The organism is Pikeienuella sp. (genome assembly GCF_046290545.1).
Taxonomy (GTDB): Bacteria; Pseudomonadota; Alphaproteobacteria; order Rhodobacterales; family Rhodobacteraceae; genus Pikeienuella.
In genome coordinates, this window is the sequence record NZ_JBKAGV010000006.1 from 131,643 (window position 1) to 147,541 (window position 15,899).

Annotated in this window: 15 protein-coding genes; 12 read left to right on the plus strand and 3 right to left on the minus strand. The window is 70.4% G+C overall.

All coding sequences use genetic code 11. The annotated features are described in order from the left end of the window. Positions 1-2: 2 nt before the first annotated feature. The 9 genes from ACE37J_RS04530 (at position 3) to ACE37J_RS04570 (ending at position 10,988) form a co-directional block, all read left to right on the plus strand. Positions 3-494 carry a cytidine deaminase gene (locus tag ACE37J_RS04530; protein ID WP_409707994.1) on the plus strand — a complete coding sequence of 164 codons (492 nt, stop codon included), beginning with the start codon at positions 3-5 and terminating at the stop codon, positions 492-494. Continuing rightward, the gene (locus ACE37J_RS04535) at positions 491-1,291 is read left to right on the plus strand and encodes a purine-nucleoside phosphorylase (RefSeq protein ID WP_409707694.1); all 801 of its coding nucleotides are present in this window, start codon (positions 491-493) and stop codon (positions 1,289-1,291) included. Before ACE37J_RS04530 ends, ACE37J_RS04535 begins: the two co-directional genes overlap by 4 nt. Continuing rightward, the gene (deoC, locus tag ACE37J_RS04540; protein ID WP_409707697.1) at positions 1,284-2,060 is read left to right on the plus strand and encodes a deoxyribose-phosphate aldolase; all 777 of its coding nucleotides are present in this window, start codon (positions 1,284-1,286) and stop codon (positions 2,058-2,060) included. Before ACE37J_RS04535 ends, deoC begins: the two co-directional genes overlap by 8 nt. Before the next feature lie 28 nt (positions 2,061-2,088). Then, positions 2,089-3,405: a thymidine phosphorylase gene (deoA, locus tag ACE37J_RS04545; RefSeq protein WP_409707997.1), complete on the plus strand. Its 1,317-nt coding sequence runs from the start codon at positions 2,089-2,091 to the stop codon at positions 3,403-3,405. After that, positions 3,402-4,571: a phosphopentomutase gene (locus tag ACE37J_RS04550; RefSeq protein WP_409707700.1), complete on the plus strand. Its 1,170-nt coding sequence runs from the start codon at positions 3,402-3,404 to the stop codon at positions 4,569-4,571. Before deoA ends, ACE37J_RS04550 begins: the two co-directional genes overlap by 4 nt. Beyond that, complete coding sequence (add, locus tag ACE37J_RS04555) at positions 4,568-5,590, plus strand: adenosine deaminase (RefSeq protein ID WP_409707703.1); 1,023 nt, start codon at positions 4,568-4,570, stop codon at positions 5,588-5,590. Before ACE37J_RS04550 ends, add begins: the two co-directional genes overlap by 4 nt. Continuing rightward, positions 5,587-6,228, plus strand: a complete 642-nt coding sequence (upp, locus tag ACE37J_RS04560; protein WP_409707706.1) for a uracil phosphoribosyltransferase — start codon at positions 5,587-5,589, stop codon at positions 6,226-6,228. Before add ends, upp begins: the two co-directional genes overlap by 4 nt. Next, positions 6,229-7,584 carry an 8-oxoguanine deaminase gene (locus ACE37J_RS04565; RefSeq protein WP_409707709.1) on the plus strand — a complete coding sequence of 452 codons (1,356 nt, stop codon included), beginning with the start codon at positions 6,229-6,231 and terminating at the stop codon, positions 7,582-7,584. A gap of 347 nt (positions 7,585-7,931) precedes the next feature. Next, complete coding sequence (locus ACE37J_RS04570) at positions 7,932-10,988, plus strand: hypothetical protein (RefSeq protein ID WP_409707712.1); 3,057 nt, start codon at positions 7,932-7,934, stop codon at positions 10,986-10,988. A 72-nt stretch (positions 10,989-11,060) separates the two neighbouring features. Here the strand turns inward: ACE37J_RS04570 and ACE37J_RS04575 are convergent, their stop codons facing one another. Genes ACE37J_RS04575 through ACE37J_RS04585 form a run of 3 tightly spaced genes read right to left on the minus strand, consistent with a single transcriptional unit; the run spans position 11,061 to position 13,083 of the window. Next, the gene (locus tag ACE37J_RS04575) at positions 11,061-11,846 is read right to left on the minus strand and encodes a metal ABC transporter permease (RefSeq protein ID WP_409708000.1); all 786 of its coding nucleotides are present in this window, start codon (positions 11,844-11,846) and stop codon (positions 11,061-11,063) included. A gap of 14 nt (positions 11,847-11,860) precedes the next feature. Then, positions 11,861-12,619, minus strand: a complete 759-nt coding sequence (locus ACE37J_RS04580) for an ATP-binding cassette domain-containing protein (protein ID WP_409707715.1) — start codon at positions 12,617-12,619, stop codon at positions 11,861-11,863. After that, a complete protein-coding gene (locus ACE37J_RS04585) occupies positions 12,616-13,083 on the minus strand; it encodes a transcriptional repressor (protein ID WP_409708003.1) in 468 nt (155 codons plus the stop codon). The genes ACE37J_RS04580 and ACE37J_RS04585 overlap by 4 nt, the downstream gene beginning before the upstream one ends. Before the next feature lie 108 nt (positions 13,084-13,191). Between ACE37J_RS04585 and ACE37J_RS04590 the strand changes: the two genes are divergently transcribed. From ACE37J_RS04590 to ACE37J_RS04600, 3 genes are read left to right on the plus strand one after another with little or no spacing between them, the layout of a single operon-like run. Next, positions 13,192-14,250 carry a zinc ABC transporter substrate-binding protein gene (locus ACE37J_RS04590; protein WP_409707718.1) on the plus strand — a complete coding sequence of 353 codons (1,059 nt, stop codon included), beginning with the start codon at positions 13,192-13,194 and terminating at the stop codon, positions 14,248-14,250. A gap of 48 nt (positions 14,251-14,298) precedes the next feature. Beyond that, the gene (locus ACE37J_RS04595) at positions 14,299-14,928 is read left to right on the plus strand and encodes a DUF1007 family protein (protein ID WP_409707721.1); all 630 of its coding nucleotides are present in this window, start codon (positions 14,299-14,301) and stop codon (positions 14,926-14,928) included. Further along, entirely contained in the window at positions 14,925-15,899 is a 975-nt protein-coding gene (locus ACE37J_RS04600; RefSeq protein ID WP_409707724.1) for a nickel/cobalt transporter, read from the plus strand. Before ACE37J_RS04595 ends, ACE37J_RS04600 begins: the two co-directional genes overlap by 4 nt.

A 15,899-nucleotide genomic window follows, 5' to 3' on the forward strand; every position in this document is an offset into this window, starting at 1 on the left:
CGATACCGCGCGCCGGCCCCGCGCTCAATCACGCGCTCGGCACTTGCCCGGCGCGGCGGGAGCGCGCACTTTCCCGGGAACGAAGCGCAGGGAGACGCTCCATGTCCGCCGATCTGATCGCCGCCGCCGAAGGCGCGGCGAAAAGGGCCTACGCGCCCTATTCCCGCTTCCGAGTCGGCGCGGCGGTGCGCGGAGCCTCGGGCGCCGTCTATGCCGGCTGCAACATCGAGAACGCCTCCTATCCCCAGGGCTGGTGCGCCGAGCCATCCGCCCTCTCGGCCCTCGTCATGGCGGGGGAGACGCGGATCACGGAAGTCGCCGTCTGGGCGGACAGCGCGCGGCCCTGCACGCCCTGCGGCGGCTGCCGGCAGAAGCTGGCGGAGTTCGGATCGGCGGAAACGCCGGTGATCTCCGCCGGGCCGGGGGGCGAGCGCGCGCGCTGGACGCTGGGGGCGCTCCTCCCCGAGGCGTTCAGCCTGGAGGGCGAGGCGTGAGCGCGGCGGAGGAAATCATCCGCGCCGCCACGCCGCTCCGCCCGCGCCTCGCCTTCGTCCTTGGCTCCGGCCTCGGCGGCATGGCGGAGGAACTGGAGGAGCCAGCGCGCTTTCCCTTTTCGGCGCTGCCGGGCTTCCCCGTCTCGACCGTCAGCGGCCATGCCGGCGCGCTGACCTTGGGAATGCTGGAGGGCGTGCCGGTCGCCATGGTCGCCGGGCGCAAGCATTTCTACGAAGCGGGGGATGCGGCGGCGATGCGGCCCGTGATCGACTGCCTCGCCGCGCTCGGCGCGGAGGCGCTCTTCCTCACCAACGCCGCCGGCTCGACGCGGGCGGAGATGGGGCCGGGCTCGCTGATGATGATCAGCGACCACATCAACTTTTCGGGGCGGGACCCGCTGATCGGCCTGCCGGGGGACGACCGCTTCGTCTCGATGGTCGACGCCTACGACCCGAAGCTGCGGCTCCGGCTCCGCTGGTGGGCGGAGGAGGCGGAGATCGAGCTTTTCGAAGGCGTCTACGCCTGGTTCTCCGGCCCCTCCTTCGAGACGCCGGCGGAAATCGCGGCGATCCGGATGCTGGGGGCGGACGCCGTCGGCATGTCGACGGCGCCGGAGACGATCATGGCCCGCCATGCGGGGCTTCCCGTCGTCGCCGTCTCCGTCATCACCAATCTCGCCGCGGGGATGACGGGCGCCGCCCTCTCCCACCATGAGACCAAGAGCGAGGCGGCGAAGGCCGAGGCGCGCTTCCGCGCGCTGATCCGCAGCTTCACCGGGAGTTTCCGCGATGAATGAGCACGAAACGGAGCTGAAGCGCGCGGCGCGGCGGGCGCTCCTCTCGCTCGACCTCACCAATCTCGACGAGGCCTGCGACGAGGCGGCGGTGAAGGCGCTGGCGGCGCGGGCCTTCACCTCTCACGGCCATGTCGCCGCGCTCTGCATCTGGCCGCGCTTCGTCCCGCTCGCGCATCGTCTGGTCGGCCATCGCGGGGTGAAGATCGCCACGGTCGTGAACTTCCCCGGCGGGGAGGAGGATGCGGGCGCCGTAGCGGACATGACCGAACAGGCGGTGGAGGACGGAGCCGACGAGATCGACCTCGTGATCCCCTACCGCGCCTTTCTCGAAGGGAGGGAGGAATCGGTCCGCACCCGCGTGCGCCGCGTGCGGCAGGCCGCCGGCCCCCGCGCGAAGGTGAAGGCGATCCTCGAGACCGGGGTGCTGGAGACGACGGACCGGATCCGCCGCGCCGGGGAACTGGCGCTCGACGGCGGCGCGCATTTCCTCAAGACCTCGACCGGGAAGGTCGCCGTGAACGCCACGCTCCGCGCCGCGCGCACGATGCTGGAGACGATCCGCGACGCGGGCGGAAGCGCAGGGTTCAAGGCCGCAGGCGGCGTGCGGACGACACAGGACGCCGCGAACTACCTCGACCTTGCGGACGAGGTGATGGGCGAGGGCTGGGCGACGCCGGAGTCCTTCCGCATCGGCGCCTCGGGCCTTCTCGACGCCCTGGTCGAAACGCTGGAGGACCGGGCGGCGGCCAAACGCGCGCAGGGATATTGAGCATGCGGCGCCGGGCCTCATCCCGATGATCCGCCCGCAGACGCTCATCGCGAGGAAGCGGGACGGCGGCGCGCTCTCCGCATCCGAGCTTTCCGCCTTGATGGCGGCGCTGGTTTCGGGCGAGGCCACGGCGGCGCAGGGCGCGGCCTTCGCGATGGCGGTGCTCCTCCGCGGCATGGGGGCGGAAGAGCGGGCGGCGCTCACGCTCGCGATGCGGGATTCGGGGCGGGTGATGCGCTGGTCCCTGCCCGGCCCGGTCGTCGACAAGCATTCGACGGGCGGGGTGGGGGACAATGTGAGCCTCATGCTCGCCCCCGCGCTGGCCGCCTGCGGAGCCTATGTGCCGATGATCTCGGGCCGCGGGCTCGGCCATACGGGCGGGACGCTCGACAAGCTCTCGGCCATTCCGGGCTACAACGCGGCGCCGGATCCGGAGGCGCTCCGCGCCGCAGTGGCGAGCGCGGGCTGCGCCATCGTGGGGCAAACGGCGGACCTCGCCCCCGCGGACCGGGTTCTCTACGCGATCCGGGACGAGACGGGGACGGTGGAGTCCATCGACCTCATCACCGCCTCGATCCTCTCGAAAAAGCTCGCCGCCGGGCTCGATGCGCTGGTGATGGACGTGAAGGCGGGCTCCGGCGCCTTCATGGACGGGGCGGAGGCGGAGGCGCTCGCCGTCTCCCTGGTGGAGACGGGGAACGGCGCCGGCTGCCGCACCTCCGCGCTCATCACCGACATGAACGAGCCGCTCGCCTCCGCCGCCGGCAACGCGCTCGAAGTCGAGAACGCCGCCGCCTTCCTGACCGGAGAGCGGCGGGACCCGCGCCTTTTGGAGGTGACGCTCGCGCTCGGCGCGGAGGCGCTGGCGCTCTCCGGTCTCGCCGCCGATGCGGCGGAGGGCCGGACGCGGATGGAGGGGGCCTTCGCCTCCGGCGCGGCGGCGGAGCGGTTCGGGCGCATGGTCGCCGCGCTCGGCGGGCCGGCTGATATCCTTGAGCGGCGCGGCGCGCATCTCGCGGCCGCGCCTGTCGTCCGCGACGTGGAGCCGGCGGAAACGGGCTTTGTCGCGGCGGTGGACGGCCGCGCGCTCGGCCTCGCGGTGATCGGCCTCGGCGGCGGGCGGATGAAGGCGTCGGACCGGATCGACCTACGCGTCGGCTTCGACCGGCTCGCCGGGATCGGCTTCCCGGTCGGCCCCGGCGCGCCGCTCGGCCGCGTCCATGCGGCGGACGAAGCGGCGGCGGAGGCCGGCGCGCGGGCGCTCGCCGCTTCGTTTCGTATCGGGGAGGCCCCGCCGACCCGCCCCCTGATCCTGAAGCGGATCGGGCCGGAGGCGGGGCTTTGAGCCGCGTCTTCCTCCTCGTCATGGACTCGGTCGGAATCGGCGGCGCGCCGGACGCCGCGGATTATGGCGACGAGGGCGCTGACACGCTCGGCCACATCGCGGCGGCGGCCGGCCCGTTACGTCTCCCCGCGCTGGATTCGCTCGGCCTCGGCGCCGCGGCGCGCGAGGCGACGGGCCGGGTCCCGGCGGGGCTGAACGGCGCGGGCGGCTCTTCGGCCGCCGCCCGCGAATGGTCCCGCGGCAAGGATACGCCCTCCGGTCACTGGGAGCTTGCGGGCCGCAGGGTCGAATTCGACTGGGGCTATTTCCCGCGGGAGGAGCCCGCCTTCCCCCCCGACCTCGTCGCCGCGCTCTGCGCCGAGGCCGGGCTGGCGGGCGTGCTCGGGCAGGTTCACAGCAACGGCATGGCCGCGATCGAGCGGTGGGGGCCGGAACATGTCAGGACGGGAAAGCCGATCTGCTACACCTCGGCCGACAGCGTCTTCCAGATCGCGGCGCACGAGGAAGCCTTCGGCCTCGATCGCCTCTACGAGGTCTGCGCCGCCGCGCGCCGGCTCTGCGACCCGCTCCGCATCGGCCGCGTCATCGCCCGGCCCTTCCTCGGGGCGCCGGGCGCCTTCCGTCGCACCGCAAACCGGAAGGATTATGCGATCCCCCCGCCGGAGGGGACCTTGCTCGACCGGGCGAAGGAGGCCGGGCGGGCCGTGATCGGCATCGGCAAGATCGGCGACATCTTCGCCCATCGCGGGCTGACGGCGGAGCGGAAGGGCGCAAACGACATGGCGCTCTTCGACGCGCTGGAGGCGGAGATCGCCGCGGCGCCGGGCGGCGCGCTCGTCTTCGCCAATTTCGTCGAGTTCGACAGCCTCTACGGCCACATGCGGGACCCGGCGGGCTACGCCCGCGCGCTCGAAGCCTTCGACGCGCGGCTCGGCGCGGCGCTCCCGCGGCTCCGCGACGGCGATCTTCTCATCGTCACGGCCGACCACGGCAATGACCCGACCTGGGAGGGGACGGACCATACGCGGGAGATGGTCCCGGCGCTCTTCGCCTCTCCGGGCCTTCCGCCCCGCGCGCTCGGCCGCTGCGACTTCGCCGATATCGGGGCGACAGCCGCCGCCTGGCTCGGCCTGCCGCCGGGCGACGAAGGAAGGAGCCTCCTGTGACCGATCTCCGCCTCTTTCCGAAGATCGAGCTTCACCTCCATCTCGAAGGCGCCGCGCCGCCGGCGCTCGTCCGCCGCCTCGGGGCGGAACAGGGGAAGGACCTGACGGGCCTCTTCGACGAGGGGGGCGGCTACGCCTGGTCGGACTTCACGACCTTCCTCGCCGCCTATGAGACGATGTCCAGGGTCTTCGAAGACCCGGAAACCTACGCCGACCTGACCGAAGCCGTGCTCAGGGAGCAGGCGGCGAACGGCGTCGTCTATACCGAGATCTTCCTTTCCCCGCCTTCCCTCTTCGGCGGCGATTGCGGCCGGTGGGAGGCGATGCGCGCGGCGGCGGAGGCGGGGGCGGACCGGGTTCCCGGCCTCGCCTGCCGCTTCATCCCGGTCGTCATCCGCCATCACGGGCCGGAAGCGGCGCGAACGGGGACGGCGGCGATGTTGAAGGCCCCGCGCGGCCGCATCCGCGGCTTTGGCATGGCGGGGGACGAGCGGGCGTTCCATCCGCGCGATTTCGCCGGATGCTTCGCCGAAGCGCGGGAGGCGGGGCTGCGCCTCACCGCTCATGCCGGGGAGTTCGGCGGGCCGGAAAGCGTGCGCGCCGCGCTGGACGATCTCGGGGTGGAGCGGATCGGCCACGGAGTCCGCGCCATCGAGGACGCTTCGCTTGTCGCCCGCCTCGCGGCGGAGGGCGTCACGCTGGAGGTCTGCCCCGGCTCCAACCTCGCGCTCGGGCTCTATCCCTCGCTCGCCGCGCATCCCGTCGCCCGGCTTCGCGAGGCGGGTTGCCGCGTGACGATCTCGACGGACGATCCGCCCTTCTTCCGGGACACGATGACAAAGGAATACGAGAGGCTCGCCATGACATTCGGCTGGGGCGAGGGGCAGTTCGCCGCCCTCTTCCGCACGGCGCTCGAGGCCGCATTTTGCGGCCCCGAGACGAAAGCGGCGGTGGCCCGGCGGCTGGACGGGGGCGCCGGATCCCTGTCATCTGCGGAAAACGAAGGGCCCCGCACATGACCGATTCCCCCGCCACGCTCACCGTCGTCGACCATCCGCTGGTGCAGCACAAGCTGACGCTTATGCGGGATGTGGACTGCTCCACGGCCAAGTTCCGTGCGCTCCTGCGGGAGATCAGCACATTCCTCGCCTATGAGGCGCTGCGCGACCTGCCGCTCACGACGAAGCGGATCGCGACGCCGCTGGAGGCGATCGACGCGCCGGTGCTGGAAGGCAAGAAGCTCGTCTTCGTCTCGATCCTGCGGGCCGGCAACGGCCTTCTCGACGGATTGCTGGAGCTGGTGCCGGCCGCCCGCGTCGGCTTCATCGGGCTCTATCGCGACCCGGAGACGCTGCAGCCGGTGGACTACTACAAGAAACTGCCGGGCGAGATGGCGGAGCGGCCGGTCATCCTCGTCGATCCGATGCTGGCGACGGCGAATTCCGCCATCGCGGCGGTCGACCATGTGAAGGCGGCGGGCGCGCGGGACGTGCGCTTCATCTGCCTCCTCGCCGCGCCGGAAGGCGTGGCCAATATGGCCGCACGGCACCCGGACGTCCGCGTCTACACGGCGGCGGTGGACAGCCACCTGAACGATCACGGCTACATCGTCCCCGGCCTCGGCGACGCCGGGGACCGGATGTTCGGCACGAAATAGATGGGGACGCTCCTCGTCCGCGGCGCCTCCGTGCTCGTCACCGAAGGGCCGGAGGGGGAGATCGCGGGCGGCGCGCTCTTCGCCCGCGACGGGGTGATCGAGGCGGTCGGGCCGGAGGCCGCGCTGCCGCGCGCGGCCGACGAGATCTTGGACGCGAAGGGCGGCGTCGTGACGCCGGGCCTCGTCAACACCCACCATCATCTCTTCCAGAACCTGACCCGCGTCGTCCCCTCGGGAGTGGACGCGCCGCTCTTCGGCTGGCTCCGCGCGCTTTACCCGATCTGGGCTCAGATGGGCCCCGAGCACATCCGTATCTCGACTCAGGTAGGCCTCGCGGAACTCGCGCTCTCCGGGGCGACGACGGTGGCGGACCATCTCTATCTCTTCCCGAACGGCGCCCGGCTCGACGACGAGATCGAGGCGGCGATGGAGACGGGAATGCGCCTTCACGCGACGCGCGGGGCCATGTCGATCGGGGAGAGCGCGGGCGGCCTGCCGCCCGATGCGCTGGTGGAGCGCGAGGGCGCGATCCTCGAAGACTGCATCCGGGTGATCGACGCCTTCCACGACCCGGCGCCGGGCGCGATGATCCGCATCGGCGTCGCGCCCTGTTCGCCCTTTTCGGTGAGCCGCGAGCTGATGCGGGACGCGGCGCTGCTGGCGCGGGAGAAGGGGGTGATGCTCCACACCCATCTCGCCGAGAATGACGAGGACGTGGCCTTCTCGCTCGAACGCTTCGGCGTCCGGCCGGGGGACTATGCGGAAGAGCTGGGCTGGACCGGCCCCGATGTCTGGCACGCGCATTGCGTCAAGCTCGACGCGGCGGAGATCGGCCTCTTCGCGCGGAGCGGAACCGGCGTCGCGCATTGCCCCTGCTCGAACTGCCGGCTCGGGAGCGGTATCGCGCCCGTCACGGCGATGCTTGATGCGGGCGTGAAGGTGGGGCTCGGGGTCGACGGCTCTGCGTCGAACGACGCGGCGAATCTTCTGGCCGAAGCGCGGCAGGCCCTGCTTCTTCAGCGCGTCGCGGGCGGCGCCGCCGCGCTGAAGGCGCGGGAGGCCCTGCGCCTCGCGACGGCGGGCGGCGCAGCCGTCCTCGGGCGCGACGATATCGGCGCGCTCGTTCCCGGAAGGCGCGCCGATTTCGTCATCTGGCCGACGGGCGGGCTCGAGGGTGCAGGGGCGTGGGATCCGGTCGCCGCGCTCGTCCTCGCGCCGCCGGCGAGGGCGGCGGAGGTCCGGGTGGAGGGGCGCGCCGTCGTCTCGGGCGGGCGGATCGTTTCGTTCGATATCGACTCCGTTCTGCCGAAGCATGCGGCTCTTGCACGGCAATTGTGCGAACGAACTCGCCAATGACGCGAATAAACGCCTGATTTGTCGCACCAGGCGCTTTATCGGCGCCAGCGAACATGTTAACGCCTCGGCAGTGGAATAGCCGCGCCGCGCGAGCGTTGATGTGGTGAGAGGTCGGGAGTGTTTCCGGCCTTGGTTGCAAATGGAACGGCGAGGTGGGAATGGCTATCATTCAAGTGGCTTCGATTGCCCAGTTCAATGCCGCGCTTTCTCTTGCTCGCGGTGGCGACACGATTGCGTTCGCACCCGGCGAATATGACGGTTATATATCAATCAAGAACCGTCATTTCGAACCGCCCCTCACGATCACGAGCGCCGACCCGGAGAATCCCGCGGTATTCACCGGCAACATGGCGATCACGTCGAGTTCGGGGCTGATCCTCGATAGTGTCGACTTCCGGCTGCATGAGAATGCGCAGCCGACCTGGCTGGCGCAGATCGAAATGTCGCAAGTCCGCGATGTCGAGGTCGCCAACGTGAGCATCGAGGGCCGGATCGCCAGGCTCGGCGAGGGCACCGCGCCGGACGGATTCAATGATGTCAACGGCGGCGCGATGATCGAGGGTTACGCGTTCGGCCGCGGCGTGATGGTTCGCTTCAGCGAAGACGTGGTTCTCGACAATATCGAGGTTTCGAACCTCGAACGCGGGCTGACGTTTCGCGAGTCGGACGGCGTGAGCCTCCTGAATTCGCATGTCCACAACATCCGCAAGGACGGCCTTGTGGTGGCGGGCGCTTCGGATATCCGGATCGAGGACAATCTCTTCGACAGCTTCCGTCCCTACTCCTCGACCAAGTTCAAGGGCCTCAAGGACCATCCGGATTTCATTCAGTTCTTTGCCTTGAACGTATCCCGCGGGATCGACGGGATGACGATCTCGCGCAATGTGTTGCTGCAGGGCAATGGCGGCGACACACACGGGATTTTCGGACGCACCGCAATCAAGCCTCCCTTTTCGGAAGATATAAACTTCAAGAACATTGTCATTACCGACAACATCATCAACATCGCGCATCCTCACGGAATCTCCGTCTCCGAGGTTCAGAGCGCCGTGGTCAGCGGCAATATCCTGATCCCCGCGCCGCTGGACAAGACAGAGCTGTACACCACCACCGGAGTGCCGCGGATCACGATCATGGTGGACAACCGCCTGATGGACAACGGCGAAGCAACGCCGTTCGATGTCGATGTCGGCGGAAACGTATTCGCCTCCCGGTCCGCTTCGGACATGTCGGCGATCACGGGGATCGATCCGGCGGACTACGCGGCGAACGGCGTCGTCTCGCAACCTGACACGACGCTTTCGCTGAACCCCGACGATCCGGAGTGGTACGGCAATGTGTTCCCGGGCGCTGCAGAAGAGCCGGTCACCGACCTCGCGGCGATCATCGCCGCAGCGCCGGGAGGCGCGCCGGCGATCGCGGACTGGATCGTCGAGGCGGCCGCCCGGATTCCAGCGACACGCCCGAACGAAATCGTCGGCGGCGACGATGCGGACGCGCTCTTCGCCCTTCCGCTCGGCTCGCGGCTTTCCGGAGGGGCCGGCGACGACACGCTGACCGGCGGGGACGGGATCGACATTCTCTTCGGCGAGTCCGGCTCAGACCGGATGGAGGGCGGCATTCGCGGCGACGCCTTCGTCCTGAGCGGCGGCGCGGGCGACACTGACGTGATCCTCGACCTGGACTTCGACGAAGGCGACACCGTCTTCCTTTCGGAGGGGTTCCCCGTCAACTTCTTCCGCAACGGCATCGACGCCGAGAACAGCATGCTCGTGACCCGCGGCGGCTCCAATGTCACGCTCGACAGCGACGCCGACATCGAGGAAATGCTCGCGACGACCTTCGTCAATCTCGGCGCATCCCGGCCCGAGGACGTGCTGCTCGAATTCGACATCGATCGCGACGGCGTGGCGGATTACCGTCTCCTGCTCGAAGGTTACGGTATCGGACGGAGCTTTTCTGACCGGAGCGTGGCGCCGCTGGACTCCGAGTTCGGAAGGTCCGGCGCCTCTCTCGCTTTCGACTTCTCGACAGTTCTGCCGCTCTATGCCGACATGACGACGAAACAGGTGGAGGGCCGGACCAGACTCCTGATCGCTGACGCGGACGGCAACCTCCTTATCGGCTCCGCCGCGAGCGACACGTTGCTCGGCGGCGCGGGCGACGATGTGATGCTCGGCGGCGCGGGATCCGACTACTTCATCGGAGCCGGGGGCGCGGACCGGGTGCTGCTTGACGCCGCGCTCACCGACGAAACCGATGTCATCGCCGACTTCGACTTCGCGAGCGGCGACGTCATCGAGATCTTCGATCCGAGACTGCCCGAGCTTGCGGAAGACTTCGCCCTTTCGGCGCTTGAGCTCGGATCGGAAGGCGCGAGCTTCTTGCTCGCCAGCGAGGCCGCCATCGCAGAGCTTGTAGCCCTCGGTTTCGCACAGATCGAATTCGACGCCGGCATCGCCATGCTCAGCTTCGAAGTCGCCGGCGACAAGGTCTATGAGGTTCAGCTCCTCGGCCACGGCGAGGGGCTGCTGCGCGATCTCGTCGAGGGCGAGCCGGTATCATCCGGCCCCCGCTTCATCGAGACCGTCCTTCCGGCTTTCGCCGCCGGCGAAAGCCTTGTGATCGAGGGCATGCCCCCCGGCTACTTCGACGGAACGGGGCTCGCCGCGCCTGCCGGCGTCTCGAACGGTTCGGCGGCGCAGATCGCTTCGATCGGCGACCTGCGGCTGCTGATCGAGGCGGGCCTTGAGATTGCCGTGTCTCCGCGAGGCGCGGACCGGCTGGAGCTTTCCCTTCGGGAGAGCGGGACGGAAATTCTGCTGCTTTCGCTCTCAGGTCTGGAGGGGACGTCCTCCTATCGCCTCGCCTATGGCGACCCGGGCGCCGCCACGTTCACCGGCGCCTCGGGGCAGGACCTCGTGTCCGTATTCGGCAACAGGGACGATGTCGTCCTGCTCGGGGATGGCGACGACTACGCGCGCGTGGTCAATGGCGACAACTGGCTCGATGGCGGCGCGGGGAATGACACGCTGGCCCCCCAGTTCGGATCCGACACGCTGATCGGCGGCGACGGCGCGGACCGGTTCGCGATCCGCGGCGACATGAACGAGGACGGCGACCACGACATTCTGGCGGACGTCGATTTCACCGAAGGCGACGTCATCGAGTTCAACTTCTTCCTGTTCGGGACCTTCGAAGGCGGCGCCCGCCGCGGGCGCCTTTTCGAAGCGGACAGCGCGGAAGATCTCGTCAAGATCGCGAACAGCACGACGTTCTCGGTGGAGCGCGGCCTCGGCGACGAGCTTTTCATCCGGCACGAAACCGGAGGCGCGCGGGCGACGATCCAGGTGATGCTCGACGAAGACTCGCTGGCCGAATTCGACTCGCTCTTCACCGCCTGAGGCGCGAAGCGCTTCCGGCCGGAACCGGATCGCCGGCCAAGGCCGCGAGCGAGACGACCGGCCTCTCCTCCTTCAGCGCCGCGCTGCGCCCAGCGCCGGCGCGAGCGCCGTCGCGACGAGGAACCCGGCCGCCGCGGCGGCGACGATCGTCGGCCCGGCCGGCGTGTCGAAATACCAGGCGGCGGAAAGGCCAAAGCCGACGGAACCGGCGCCGATGATCGCCGCGGCGAGCGCCATCTGCTCCGGCCCCCGCGCCAGGGGGCGGGCGGCGGCGGCGGGGATGATCAGCATCGCGGTGATGAGCAAAGCCCCCACCACCTTGATCGCGACAGCGACGACGATGGCGAGCGCGAGGGTCAGGATCAGCCGCTCCCGCCGCGGGTCCACCCCCGCGGCGAAGGCGAGTTCCTCGCTGATCGTCGCCGTCAGGAGGCGGGACCAGCGCCAGGCCAGCAGCGCCGCGACCGCAGCCGCGCCCGCCCAGATGCCGAGGAGATCGGCCCTCGTCACCGCGAGAAGCTCGCCGAAGAGATAGGCTTCGAGGTTCACCGCCCGCCCCGAGGCGAACGAGAGCGCGACAACGCCCACCGCCAGCGCGCCATGCGCAGCGACCCCGAGCAGCGTGTCCATCGCCAGCCCGCGCCCGGACAGCGCCGTGACGGCGAAGGCCATCGCCAGCGCCGCGACAAGCACGCCGAGGCTGATCGAAAGGGAGAAGGCGAGCGAGAAGGCGACGCCGAGGATGGCCGCATGGGCCGTCGCATCGCCGAAATAGGCCATCCGCCGCCACACGACGAACGCGCCGAGCGGGCCGGCGGCGAGCGCGACGCCGAGCCCGGCGAGCGCGGCGCGAACCATGAAGTCGTCCAGCGTCACTTCACCGGCTCCGCCGGCCGGTCATGCGCATGGTCATGCGCGTGATCGTGCGCATGGTCATGCACATGCTGGTAGAGCGCGAGCGCGCCGCCCGTGCCCGCGCCGAAGAGAGCCCGGTATTCCGGAGCCGTCGAGACGGCGGAGGGCGCGCCCTCGCAGCACACATGGCCGTTGAGGCAGATGACCCGGTCCGAGGCGCTCATCACCACATGCAGGTCATGGCTGACCATCAGCACCGCGGCCCCGGCCTTCGCCCGCGCCGCCTCGATCAACCAGTAGAACTCGGCGGCGCCCGGCTGGTCGAGCCCCTGTGTCGGCTCGTCGAGGATCAGGAGGTTCGGCCGCGGCAGGAGCGCGCGGGCGAGGAGGGCGCGCTGGAGCTGCCCGCCCGAAAGCGCGGACATCTGCATCCGCTCCAGCCCTGCGATCCCGGTCTCCTCAAGCGCGGCGGCGGCGGCCGCACGGTCCGCCCGCAGCCCGGGAAGCGCGAGGAACCGGCCGACGGTCAGCGGCAGCGTAGGGTCGAGATGCAGGCGCTGCGGCGCATAGCCGATGCGGAGCCCCTTCGCCCGCACGACGCGGCCGGCGAAAGGCCGGACAGCGCCCAGAAGGGCGCGAAGGAGCGTCGACTTGCCGGAGCCGTTCGGCCCGACGATGGTCACGATCTCGCCCTCGCGAACATCAAGGCTCACGCGGTCGAGCACCCGCCTTCCGCCAAGTTCAACGCTGAGCGCCTGCGCCGCGATGAGGCTCAAAGCTGCGGCTCCCGGCATTTCGGGCATAGTCCTTCCGCCTCCACGACGGTCCGCTCGATCTCGAAGCCGAGCGCCTCCGCGTCCTGCGCAAGCGCGCCGCCCTCCGCTGCGGGCCCTGCGGTTTCCGCCACGGCGCGGCACTTGCGGCAGATCATGAAGGCCGGGTCGTGCCCCTCTCCCGGCCGGACGCAGGCGACGAAGGCGTTCAGCCGCTCGATCCGGTGCGCAAAGCCCTGCCCAACCAGAAAGTCGAGCGCGCGATAGGCGACGGGCGGCTGCCCGCCGAATCCGTCCGCCTCCAGCCGCTTCAGCAGGTCGTAGGCGCCGAGCGCGACATGGCTTTCGAGCAGGATCTCGAGCGCGCGGCGGCGGACCGGCGTGAAGTTGACGCCCGCGCGCGCGGCGGCGGCTTCGGCGGCGGACAGCGCCTCCCGGATGCAGGCGCCGTGATCGTGGGCGCGCATCGCCTTCGCCCCTTCCCGCTCCGCCAAGACGCCTCCTTCCGGCTTGTGATGTTAGATCATAACATGTAACAGCATCACATGCACTGCCCCCGTTTCGGAGCGCCGCCGATGAAAGTCAATCCTTTCCCCCTCGCCGCCCTCGCCCTGGTCGTCGCCGCACCGGCTTTCGCAGGACCTCGCGTCGCGGCGGATATCCCGCCAGTGCACTCGCTCGCGGCGGCGGTCATGGAGGGGATCGGCGCGCCGGAGCTGATCCTGCCGCCCGGCGCCTCCCCGCACGACTACGCGATGCGCCCGTCCGAGGCGGCGCGGCTCGAAGCGGCGGAGGTCGTGTTCTGGGTTGGCGAAGGGCTCACCCCCTGGCTGGAGACGGCGCTCGACGCGCTGGCGGCGGACGCCGTGAAGGTCGAGTTGATGGATGCTCCGGGCATCCGCCAGCTTCCCTTCCGCGAAGGCGCGACCTTTGAAGCCCATGACCATGGCCACGAGGATCACGCCGGGGCGAAGAAGGCCGCCGAACATGGCCACGATCACGACCATGACCACGACCACGACCACGACCATGACCATGATCATGGCCACGCCGAAAAGGCCCATGAGGACCACGCGCACGGGGGCCATGGCCATGAGGGCCATGATCATGGCGCCTTCGACCCGCATGTCTGGCTCGACCCGCGGAACGCGGCGGCGATGACCGACGCGATGGCCGAGGCGCTGGCCGGGGCGGACCCGGCGAACGCCGACGCCTATCGTGCGAACGCGGCCCGGCTCCGCGCCGATCTATCGGCGCTGGAGACGGAAATCGCCGCCGCCGTTGCGCCCGCGCGCGGCAAGCCCTTTGTCGTCTTCCATGACGCGTACCATCATTTCGAGGCCAGGTTCGACGTGGAGGCCGCAGGCGCGATCTCCCTCTCCGACGCCTCGGCGCCCGGCCCGGCGCGGCTGGACGAATTGCGCCATCTCGTCCGCGATCTCGGCGTCGTCTGCGTCTTCGCCGAGCCGCAATTCGATCCGAAGCTCGCCGCGCTGGTCGTCGAGGGAACGGAGGCGGAGGTCGCCGTGCTCGACCCGCTCGGCGCGGACATCGAGCCCGGCCCCGCGCACTATATGGCCCTGATCCGCGGCGTCGGCTCCGCACTGACCGGCTGCCTCGACCGCGCGAGCTGACGCGCGGCGGCGCTGGCGCGGCGGCGCGGGCGCCGCTATGCTCGGCGCATGAGACCGCTCCGCCTCGCCCCGCTCCTCCTCCTCGCCGCGGCTGCGCCGGCCGCGGCGCATCCTCATGTCTTCGTCGACGCGCGCGCGCATGTCGTCGTCAACGCGGCGGAAGAGGTCGAATCCGTGCGCGTCGAATGGCTGTTCGACGAGAATTATTCCCTCTACGCGAAGGATGGCCTGGCGCTCGACGCTGACCGGGACGGGCTGCTCGACGAGGCGGACAGGGCGACGCTGGTGGAGGTCCATACCGACGGGATGGAGGCGCTGGGCTGGTTCACCTTCCTCCGGCAGTCGGGCGCGATGCAGACGCTGGCGAAGCCCGAGGATTTCGAGGCGGACATGATCGGGGACCGGATCGTGATCCGTTTCACCGCCCGCCCCGCCGCGCCGCTCCCCCTCGCCGAACTCGACGCGACGCTGACGCTGAACGACCCGACCTTCTTCGTCGCCATGACCCTGCGGCCCGATCATTTCACCTTCGAGGGGCCGGAAGGCTGCGCCGCGCTCTATGAGCCGGACGAGACGCAGCTCTCCGTCACCTCGCTCTTCGGGATGGACATGAGCGAGACGGCGGCGCGCAGCTTCGGCTTCACCTTCGCGACGGAGGCGACGCTGACATGTCGATGAGCGAGAGCGGGCGCCGCCGCACGGGCTTCGGGCCGGCTCTTGCGCTCGGAGCCCTTGTCCTCGGCGCGGCGGCGTTGCTCTGGGCCTCGCCCGGCTGGCTCGCCGCGGCGGAGGGCTGGGTGGCGGCGCAGCAATTCGAGCTGCACAAGGCCCTCTCCGCATCCGCGCGCGCGGCGGCGGACAGCCCGGCCGGGCTCTGGGGCCTGATCGGTCTCGGCTTCGTCTACGGCGTCTTCCATGCGGCGGGGCCCGGCCACGGCAAGGCCGTGCTGGCGACATGGGCGCTCTCGACGCGGGAGACGGCGCGGCGCGTCGCCGGCCTCGCCCTTCTCTCCAGCCTTGCGCAGGCGCTGACGGCGATCCTCATGGTCTATGGCGGGCTCGCGCTCCTCGGCCTCACCGCGCGCTGGGCGACGCGGACGGCGGAGCTGGTGCTGGAGCCGCTCAGCTATGCCGGGATCGCGGCGCTCGGCCTCTATCTCCTCTGGCGCGGCTGGCGAATCTGGTCCTCGGCGCGGAGCGCGCCCTCCCATATCCACAATCACGATCACGCCCACGCGCATGACCATCACGGGGATGCGTGCGGCTGCGGCCATGCGCACGGGCCCAGCCCGGAACAGGCGGAAGCGGCGGGCGACTGGCGGGCCGCGCTCGGCATAATTCTCGCCGTCGGGCTCAGGCCCTGTTCGGGCGCGTTGATCCTCCTCGCCGTCGCATGGAGCGTCGGCATCCCCTGGGCCGGGGCCTTCGCCACGCTGGCGATGGGCGTCGGGGCCGGCGTCGCGGTGGCCGCGCTGGCGCTCGCCGCGGTCGGGGCCCGGTCCGGCGCGGCGCGTCTCGCCGCGCTCGACGGCGCGGCGGCGGCTCAGGGCGCGGGGATCGTCGCGATGCTGGGCGGCCTCGCCGTCTTTGCCGCGGCCGCCCTGATGCTGAAAGCGGCGCTCTTCGCCCCCGCGCATCCCTTCCTCTGA